At 66.6% G+C, this 9,390-nt stretch carries 7 protein-coding genes; 3 read left to right on the forward strand and 4 right to left on the reverse strand.

The genetic code is table 11. The features are described from left to right. The 3 genes from MJ797_RS22885 to MJ797_RS22895 form a co-directional block, all read right to left on the reverse strand. Positions 1-1,160 (reverse strand): class I adenylate-forming enzyme family protein (locus MJ797_RS22885; protein ID WP_239341077.1); only part of this gene is annotated, 1,160 nt, incomplete at its 3' end. A 35-nt stretch (positions 1,161-1,195) separates the two neighbouring features. Then, positions 1,196-2,932: an acetylserotonin O-methyltransferase gene (locus tag MJ797_RS22890; RefSeq protein ID WP_239341079.1), complete on the reverse strand. Its 1,737-nt coding sequence runs from the start codon at positions 2,930-2,932 to the stop codon at positions 1,196-1,198. A 904-nt stretch (positions 2,933-3,836) separates the two neighbouring features. Continuing rightward, positions 3,837-4,130, reverse strand: a complete 294-nt coding sequence (locus tag MJ797_RS22895; RefSeq protein ID WP_308128364.1) for a flavodoxin — start codon at positions 4,128-4,130, stop codon at positions 3,837-3,839. On the opposite strand from MJ797_RS22895, the gene MJ797_RS22900 reads away from it, so the two are divergent. Then, positions 4,129-4,323, forward strand: coding sequence for a PIN domain-containing protein (locus tag MJ797_RS22900; protein WP_239341081.1), 195 nt, complete (start codon positions 4,129-4,131; stop codon positions 4,321-4,323). The two genes, MJ797_RS22895 and MJ797_RS22900, sit on opposite strands and share 2 nt — an antisense overlap. 402 nt (positions 4,324-4,725) lie before the next feature. Here MJ797_RS22900 and MJ797_RS22905 read toward each other — a convergent pair whose 3' ends face one another. Next, a complete protein-coding gene (locus MJ797_RS22905) occupies positions 4,726-6,321 on the reverse strand; it encodes an LCP family protein (RefSeq protein ID WP_239341083.1) in 1,596 nt (531 codons plus the stop codon). Positions 6,322-6,893: 572 nt separating this feature from the next. Between MJ797_RS22905 and MJ797_RS22910 the strand changes: the two genes are divergently transcribed. After that, positions 6,894-7,778: a LysR family transcriptional regulator gene (locus MJ797_RS22910; RefSeq protein WP_239341085.1), complete on the forward strand. Its 885-nt coding sequence runs from the start codon at positions 6,894-6,896 to the stop codon at positions 7,776-7,778. Between the two features lie 427 nt (positions 7,779-8,205). Next, positions 8,206-9,390: ABC transporter ATP-binding protein (locus MJ797_RS22915; RefSeq protein ID WP_239341087.1), on the forward strand; the 1,185-nt coding region annotated here is incomplete at its 3' end.

Here is a 9,390-nt window from a genome sequence, read left to right on the forward strand (position 1 = left end):
TCGGCGTCACCCAGATATCCCCGAAACGCATAAGGACTGGCCACCCACAGCTCACCGACGTCGCCTGGCACACAGTCGACGTCCTCGCGTACCACTCGCACGCGGGCGCCGGGAACCGGGCGGCCAATGCTATGGGTGGCAACCTCGTCCGGGTCGTGAGCGCTGGTGAACAGCCCGGCGCCCAGCTCGGACATGCCCCACTGCACGACGACCGACGCGGCACAGCGGCGGCGAAGGCCTTCCACCAGCGCGGACGACACCTTCGACCCGCCCGTTCGCACCTCGCGCAGGCGAATGGACTTCTGTGCGTCGACATCGTCCAGCCGGGCGAGCAGATCATGCAGTTGTGTCGGCACCGCGAACAGCACGACGGAGTCGACCGCGGCTCGAGCGAGGCTGATCAGCCGCTCGCTGTCCCAGGCGGACAGCAGGAGCTGGGTGGTCCTGGCGAACAGACTGACGTGGACGGACAGGAGCCCGAACAGGTGGCTGAAGGGGCTGGCGCTGATGATGCTGTCCGTCCGGCGCGGACTCCCGGTGACCATCACCGCGGCGGCGTTCGACAGCAACCCGTCGTGGCTGTGCATGGAGATCTTCGGCCGTAGCGAGGTCGTCGCCGACGACGGCAGCAGGAGGAACGGATCATCCGGACGTACCCGGACGGGCCTCGCCCTGGCGTCGGCGAACTCCTCGATGAGGTCGCGGACCGCGCTGTGCGGTTCCCGCCGGTGCGAGCCCGTTACCAGAACCACGGCGGCCGACTCCGCCAGTTCCGGCGTCACCTGCTCGGCGGGCACCACCACAACGCGCGCCTGGCTGCGCCGCACCAGCGTCACCAGCTCGCGCGGGCCGTTGTTGCCATGGACTGGCAGGAGCACAGCGCCAATGGCAGCCACGGCCGAGTGCAGGACCAGGAAATCGTGGCTGTTGGGAACCTGGGCGACCACCACCTCGCCCGCGGTCACCCCGCGTTCCTGCAGGCCTCGAGCCAGTGCCTCGGCGGCGTCCCACCATTCCTGCCAGGACCACGACCTGCGCCCGTCCGCGAACGCCACGCCGTCCGGATCGGATTCGACCGCGGCGCGAAACAGGTTCGGGAGGGTGTGACCGAGCAGGGCCACGCCAGACTTCGCGTGGTAGTCGCCGACGGTCAGCGCCACCGTACACCTCCGTGAGAGATTCCCAGGTGCGATTCCTAGGCCGCCCGCGTGACCAGCAACGACAGACCATGCCAGACGGGGATGACGGTCTCGAGGGCAAAACCGGTTTCCGCCATCATCCGTGCATACTCGTCGCGAGTCCGTTCCCGTCCACCGGTGATTGCGAGCATCTGCAGATCCCACGTGCGAGCCGGGGAGGAGACGAACTCGTCGGACAGCACCCGCTCGATCGCGAGCAGGGTGGTCCCTGGCCGCATCGCCGCTCGGCACCGGCCGAGCAGCCGCCCGCATTGCTCGTCGTTCCAGTCATGCAGGACCCGGCTGAGGATATAGAGGTCGCCGTGTGCCGGCACCTCGTCGAAGAAGTCTCCCTCGACGAGCTCGACGCGGTCGGTCGCGGCGACGGCGCCCGTGCTGCCCGGCTGCGTGGTGACCGAGCCGGCGGTGATCACATTTTTCCTGTCGAACAGCACGCCGGTCGCCGCGGGCGCCCGGTCCAGTATGGCGCGCAGCAACGTGCCGTCACCACCGCCGATGTCGACGACGCGACGGGCCGAGGAGAAGTCGTAGGCGCCACTCAGACGAGCGATCAACACCTTCGTGGAGGCCGCCATCGCCCGGTTGAACCGTCCGCCCAGTTCGGGATGTTCCTTGAAGTACTCGAAGTGCTCGAGGCCGAAGACCTGGCCGAACGCGCTGGCGCCGGTCCGAACCGCATGTCCGAACTCGCCCCAGGCCGTGAAGAACTCCCCGCCGTAGAGCAGCGTCAGCTCGGCGAAATCGCTCTCCCGTCGTAGCAGTTCGAGGATCGGCGTGCTCGCGTAGTGGTCGCCCGCGACGGCCACGACACCGAAACCGGCGAGGTAGCGTAGCAGCCGCGTCACCGCGGACGGCTCGGCGCCGACAACCGAGGCCACCTGTGATCCGGTCAACGGACTGGCGGCCAGAGCGTCGGCGATACCCAGTTCCACGGTCACGGACAATGCCTTCGTCGTGATATGACCGGTCACCAGCTCGAGCAGACGTGTCTCAGGCTCCGTCCTCATGGTCCTCATGGTCCTCGATGCCGAGACCGTCACATGCTCGACCGTACGCCGGGCTGTGTACTCAGCTGAATGTTCAGCGAGCGCCTTCTGGCGATTTCCTTTGCAGAAAAGCTCGAGCCGGCGGAATCCGCACTCACTCGTGTTGCCGTCATTTGAAATGGCGAAGTAGAACACCGAGCGACCGCCCTGACGGGCCTGCTCGAAGGAGTTGTGACCACCGCCGTCGGCCCGCAGACTGGTCCGACGAGAGATCATCTTCCGCATGATATCGAGGGATTCCGGCGCTGTTTCGAAGGCGATGTGTGTCTCGAAGGCGCCGAGCCGTTCGCGCGCGGCTATGCCGTTCTCGTCCGTCCGGTTCTGAACCCCGGGAACGACGAAGACCTCGAGTGCGTGATATGGATGGCTCGGCTGCACGCCGGTCACGATCGACACGGAGAGAGTTTCGGAGGCCCGGCCGTACCGGTCGGCCAGCCGGGCTCGGACGAGAGTGCTCGGAACCGGCTCGCCCACTGTCAGGCCGCTCAGTCGGAGGAAGTCGACGACCTCGCTCACCCGGTCCGGGAAGACGACCAGAGCGATGTGCTTGGCCGTGCAGTGACCGGCCAGTTCGGCGGCCGTTTCCGAATCTCCACCGAGTAGCAGTTCCAGAGCTTCTCCGGTATCCAGAACCTCGATTTTTGACAGCATCTCGGTCAGGCGCGCGAGGTCAGGCACGTCGATCATGTATGTCCCCGGACTCAGGCCTCGTCGATTTCTCGAGCAGCAGTGTCGAGTCGTCGACAGGTCGGCTTTGTGTTCATTTTCGATGAACGTTGCGAAGTTCGAAGATCAAATTCGCGGGCACTCTATCATGAAATTCTCGACCGCAAATGATATATTACTCACAACGTATGCGGAATACCGCGAAATGCGGCGAAAATGGTCTCGATACGGCGGCGCCCGTGCAGGTGCCAACCGACAATTCGGGCCCGGCACCGCACAGCCAGTCCCGATGCACGGGGTCTCGGGGCGGCGCTCAGCCGTCTGCCGGACTGGCGGCGACCGTAGCGCGCGGCGGGCACGGTCGCGAGATGCACATACACAGGTCGATCCGGGCATGAACCGTGGCCTGGCCTTCCTCGATAGCTGGTGCTGGCGCCCCCGTTCGCCACGGACCGCACACTAACCCACGAACAAGTCGTTCGTCCCCATATTCCTACCCTCGACGGTCTCACCCGATTGATCCGCCCGAGCCGACCGGCCAGCGGGCAACTCACGGGCCGTGCCGCAGGAGCCGCCAGGTTGGCTGCCACCCCCTTGAGCGGGCGAACTCGCTGTCTCGGCCACCCGCACAAGGGCGCCTTTCATGACCGGCCGGTACCCTCTGCCGCCGATGACGCCCGCATACATCTCCTGCGTTACCGGGGACGCGTCAAGGTGAAAAATGTCGTGACCTCGACCGGCCGCGTCGCCGTGTTTTCTGATTCGATCGCGTCACGTGGCCCCGCCGGAATCGCGACCGGCAACTTTCTCTCATCCGGGGTGTGCCTGCGCCCCCAAACGGGACCGCAAACGGTTTCCAGGATCGCCGGTTTCCGGGCCGCCCGCCCTGCGGCCCGAAGCGTGGGCGCCGAGCCGGCAGTCGGCGTCAGTCCTCCGGCCAGATCGGCGGGGCCGTCGTGCCAAGCTCACAACAGGCCTCGCGGGCGGCGTCCACCTCGCCGACGATCGACAACGGCTCGTGCACACGCTTCCGCATCAGACCAGTGGCGATGGTCTCGACGCCACTGACCGCGCCGGCCCTGTCGCTGTTGCCATGTACGTACAACGCGTACGGCCGTCCCGCGGTGGCTTCGAGCACGAGGTAGTAGATCTGGTCGAAGAAATGTTTGAGCGACCCGGCTGCTCTCCCACGGGTATCCGACGTGCTGTCGTGAGTCATGCTCGTGCCTGTCGAGCGGCCGATCCTCGCCTCCGCAGCAGCCCTGACCGATCCATTGCTGCGTTCGTTGGACGCTGTTCATCTCGCAACAGCACTCCGGCTCGACGCACCGTCGCTTGTCCTCGTCACTTATGACAAGCGTCTGTCCGCCGCCGCGAGCCAAGAAGGCCTGGCCGTGGCCGCGCCTGGCTGACGGCGAGAGTCCATCGTGCCGTGCCTGTGACGCCAGCTGGGGCAGGACTGAACCTGCACAGACAGCCTTCCTCGATCAGGCTCGCGATCGTGTCTGCCCAGAGGTTGCTCATCGGCGTGTCCCGGAGGCCATTCACGTTGCCGCGCACTTTGGGCCGGGGAAGGCCGACTGGCTCGACGGGTTTGATGACGACGTCGAGTCCTGCAGCCGAGTCGTCCTCGATGGCGGGGATGGCCGGCCGAAGATCATGAAGTGTCGGCGCGGGGGCAACCGGGTCTGGGTCGGCTCGCCTCCACACGTGCACCACCGCTTACACATGCACCACCGCTGCGACCAGCCGATGGTCGACATCAGCAACCACATCGCCTACGACGGGCTGCTGGTCCGCGGCGTAGCCCACCATCAGTAGGTGCAGGTGGGGGCTTCGGCCGGGGCGGGGGTCGTCGGCTCCGCCGACGGCGGAGCGCCGGTACCCGAGGCCGCCGACGACGTGGCCACCGCGCCGGGCGTCTGGCTGCCCGCTTCGCCGGAGACGACCCCGGTGAACGAGGATCCGACGACCAGTGCCAGCCGGGTCGCGGCCGGGTCGCGCTGGAGCTCGGAGCCGGGTACGGCGGCCTGCAGGGTCCGCGCGGCGGCATCCTGGCCCGGTCCGTAGACGACCTTGGAACTCGTGTGGTTATGCGACGATGCGTTGCCTTCATTGGACGCGTGAAAACTCTGCTTGGTCAACGCGGTGACGGCGCGGGCGGAAAGCCCAGTGATCATCGAACCGTTGTAGACCGCGACGGTGATCTGCTCCGTCACGGTGGTGGCGGGGCTGCCGCTCGACGCGGACACGGCCGGCGACGGCGACGGCGACACCCTGGCGGTGCTGTCGCGGGCACGCAGCGGCCCAGTGATACGTTCAAGATCATTTGGATCGTAGATCTGGACCGCGCCGAGTCCTGGTAGCTCACCCGAGTCGCCGATGCCGCCCTCGGCACGGGTCGGGGCATGGGTCGGCAAGGTGACCACGTGGATGTTTCCCGCGGCCACATCCCGCATCCGGGTGGCCAGCCCGCGCAGATCGACAATGCTCGTGTGGCTGTCGAGAGTGAGCGCGGAGGTCACCGTCGACAGCAGCGACTCAAGCTTGCTCGGGCTGGTCAGCACCCCACCGGCCATCGTCTTACGGACGACGGCGCCGATGAACTGCTGCTGGCGCCGGATGCGGTCGAGGTCCTGCTCGGGCAGCCCGTGCCGCTGCCGGACGAAGGCCAGCCCCTGACGGCCGTCCACGTGGATGGTCCCCGGGCCACCGAGGAAGCCACTCATCGGGTCGTTGGTGTTGGTGCTGACCTTTCGCACGTTGTTGTCGTAGAAAACGTCCCGGTAGGTCGACGGGAGGACACAGACCTCGACACCACCGATCGCGTCCGTGATGGCCCGGAAACCCGCAAGGTCCATGGACACGTAGTGGTCGATCCGGATGTCGGTAAGCCGCTCGACCATGCTCACCAGCAGGGATGGGCCGCCGTCGGAGATGGCCGAGTTGAACTTGGCCCGGTGCGCGGTGTGCCGATGGCCGTTCGCGTCGACGTAGTCGGGAATGGTCACCAGCGTGTCCCGGGGAAAGGACACCATCGTGCTGGTACCGTCCGCGGCGAGGTGGACGAGGATGGTCGTGTCCGAACGCTGGCCGGGCGCGTCACCGTAGGCTCCGTCACTGCCGGCCCTGCTGTCGGTACCCACCAGCAGGTAGTTTTCGACACCGTGGGCGGGAGCCGCTGGCCGCGGGCCGGTGAGACCAAGCTCCACCCTGGTGATTTTTCTGTTGAGATGGCTGTAGAGCAGCCAACCACCGACGCTGGCCAGCAGGACGACGACCGAGAGCAGTACGAAGACCGCCCGGAGCAGTCCGGAGAAGACTCCGGGAGCGCCCTGCGCTGATGAACCGCGTGGGGCACGGGCCCGCGGATTGAGGCCGGGCGGTAGCGCGGCATCACCCGTTGCCAACGGCTGGCGCATCTCGCCTGATACCCGCCTCTCATCCCACTACCCACCCATCCGGGACTGAGCGTATATAGCCGTCAGGACGAACAAGAATCGGCGGCACGGTCGACGCCGTATCCGCCGCCGCAGCCGATATGGTGCGATGTGGTTCAGCCGTCCGACCAGCATCGGGAGCGCGGTCCGCGGCTTGGGGCGCTCGCACGGTTGCGCGCCACGCCGGTTCGTGCTCTCTCGGGCGGCCCTGGAAGCCTGGGTGGCGGCGCGGTGACGCTCATCCTGACCGGTGGCCCGCGGTAACGACAGCGGCGCGGCCCCGCTCGCCTACGGTGATCATACCGCGAGGCGCGCACCCCAGCCCCGCGCTACCATGCCCCCTGTTGCCGGTCGCTCCAAAGCCGCGGCCGAGCGTACCGTCACATCTGGACGAAACCGCCGCCCGGTCTCAAACACGTTCTGGTAGCATTTCTTTTTCTACCGGATTCCACTTGGGCAATTCTTCAAAATAACACTCGCCCGTCACCGCCCGTTAGCTGCGCCAGGTATACTGGGCACGGAATTCCGGCGCGGAGGGTTCAATGGAGTTTCGACATCTGGTATCTTTTCTGGCCATCGCGGATGAGCTGCACTTTGGCCGGGCGGCGAACAAGCTTCACCTCGCCCAGCCATCCCTGAGTCAACACCTGCAGCGCCTCGAGCGTGAAGTCGGTGTCAAACTGGTCGCCCGTACCTCCCACGAAGTCCGGCTCACTCCGGCGGGGGTGGCCTTCCAGACCGAGGCAAAACAAATACTCGAGCAGACCGGCAAAGCAGTGCAGGCCGCCCGCGACGCGTCCGCCGGGCGTGCCGGCACGATCAACATCGGCTACAACTTCCCGGCCGGTCATCGCGTACTGCGGCCAACCCTGATGCGACTGAACGCCACCCACCCCGGGCTGATCGCCCATCTGTGGGAACGGCGCACGGGGCCCCAGCTCAAAAGTCTGCTCAACGGCGAACTCGACATCGGCTTCATATTCGGCACGCCGCCTACCAACGAGCTGCATTCCCGGGAGGTACTGCGGCTGCCGCTCGCGGCCATTGTGGGCGAACAACACGCCTGGGCCGCTCGCGCACAGGTTTCGTTCCGGGAGCTGGAGCACCAGGCCCTCGTTCTCTTCCGCCGCACCCAGTCCCCGGCGATGTACGACACCATTGTCACCACCGCGGAGCAGGTCAGAATCAGCCTGAAGATCGTCGCGGAGGTCGACGACCCGGGAGCGACCGCGCTGGTGATCAGCACTCGCCCGCTGGTGGGCTTCGCGTCGTCGCTTGAACGCGCCCGGACGGTCGGCAGCCCCGTGACTGTGGCGCTTGTCGACCCCGTACCGATGCTCTCCGTCCACGTTGTGTGGCGCCCGCGCCGGAGCAAGGTCGTCGACGCCCTGCTGGACACGCTGGAGGAAGCCGGGCCGTTCCACTGAACCAGCCCGAGCCGGTCGTGTCCCCAGCGCCGCGGCACGCCCGCTGTTCATTTTTTGTTTCTATCGCCTGCTGTCCGACACCAATCGACGCTGGATATCCAGCATGATCGATCCAGTCAGCCACAACCGGCTGGCACACAATTTCCAATGCGTTTGCTCGCCGTACACCGACGGGGAGTTGAATTCAACCGTCCCTGATCGGCGCAACGCCGTGACAGATATCCAAAAAAACGTCGGAACAGGTGCGCGGCCGGTTGTCGGCTGCATAGCCGACCGCGATGCCCCGGGGGAGGTGCGGCCGCGAAGGCCTCGGTGGATCGCGATGAAAAGCCACCGAAAACATCGTCGCACGCATCCGGAGGCCACCCAGAACACAAGAAGGCCGAACCGGTGGCCACCGGTTCGGCCCGGAAGGAGAGCCGGGAGCGTGAGCCGCATCCAGATCGACGGGCTGACCAAGCGTTTCAGCAAGGTCACCGCGGTGGACCGGGTGAGTCTCGACATCAGCCACGGCGACTTCCTTGTCCTGCTCGGCCCCAGCGGCTGCGGAAAGTCAACACTGCTTCGAATGACTGCCGGGTTGATCGAACCGAGCAGCGGGCGGGTCCTGCTGGACGGGCGTGACGTCACTTTCACCCCGCCCAGGGAACGTGATATGGCGATGGTTTTCCAAAGCTACGCTCTCTACCCACACCTGACAGTCGAACGTAATATCGGGTTCCCACTGCGTTCGCGCCGGCGCCCGCGGGCGGAGATACGCGAGAAGGTACGCGAGGCAGCGGAGCTGCTTGAGCTGGCCGACCTGCTCGACCGCCGGCCCAGGCAGCTGTCCGGTGGGCAGCGGCAACGGGTCGCGGTCGGCCGGGCGCTGGTCCGCGATCCGGGCGCCTTCCTCATGGACGAGCCGCTGTCCAACCTCGACGCCAAGCTGCGCACCGCCACCCGCAGCCAGCTACGGGCACTGCACCACCGGCTCGGCTCGACCATCGTCTATGTCACGCACGATCAGGTCGAAGCCATGACCATGGCTACCCGGGTCGCGGTGCTCAACGCCGGCCGCCTTGAGCAGGTCGGTAGCCCCACCGAGGTCTACGACAAACCCGCCTCGGCGTTCGTGGCGGATTTTCTGGGCGCACCGCCGATGAACCTGCTCCCCGTACGGGCCGAAAACCATTCCGGCCGTGTCCGGTTGTTCGCCCCCGGTATCGAGGTCGTGCTGTGGGAGGCCGGCGATTTCCCCGCTCGTGACATTGTCATGGGGGTTCGACCGGAGCATCTGGTCGCGGTCCCCGCCACCGCGGAGTCACCGATGTTCCGTGGCCGGGTGGAGACGGTGGAGAACCTCGGGAGTGAAGAGGTCGCCCAGTGCGCGGTTGGTGACGCCACCCTGCTGGTGCGAGGACCTCGGCCGCTTGGCCTGCGTCCCGGCGAACAGGTGGCCGTTGACGCCGCCGCGGACCGGCTGCACATGTTCGACCAGGCCAGTGGCCACCGGCTGCGCTGGCGGGCGCCCGACGTCTCGCCCTCCCCACCGGCCTCCTTGTCCTCACCGTCTTCTTCACCACCGTCTTCGCCGCGCGCAGCGTTCGCCTCGCGCAGCGCTCGTCCCGTA

The sequence above is a fragment of the Protofrankia sp. CiP3 genome, from assembly GCF_917627345.1.
In the GTDB taxonomy this organism is placed as follows: domain Bacteria; phylum Actinomycetota; class Actinomycetes; order Frankiales; family Frankiaceae; genus Protofrankia.

What these genes read in the sequence shown, in the direction of transcription:
- MJ797_RS22890 (WP_239341079.1), bottom strand. Translation starts at nt 2,932, where the DNA reads ATGATCGACGTGCCTGACCTCGCGCGCCTGACCGAGATGCTGTCAAAA.
- MJ797_RS22900 (WP_239341081.1), top strand. Translation starts at nt 4,129, where the DNA reads ATGCTCGTGCCTGTCGAGCGGCCGATCCTCGCCTCCGCAGCAGCCCTG.
- MJ797_RS22895 (WP_308128364.1), bottom strand. Translation starts at nt 4,130, where the DNA reads ATGACTCACGACAGCACGTCGGATACCCGTGGGAGAGCAGCCGGGTCG.
- MJ797_RS22910 (WP_239341085.1), top strand. Translation starts at nt 6,894, where the DNA reads ATGGAGTTTCGACATCTGGTATCTTTTCTGGCCATCGCGGATGAGCTG.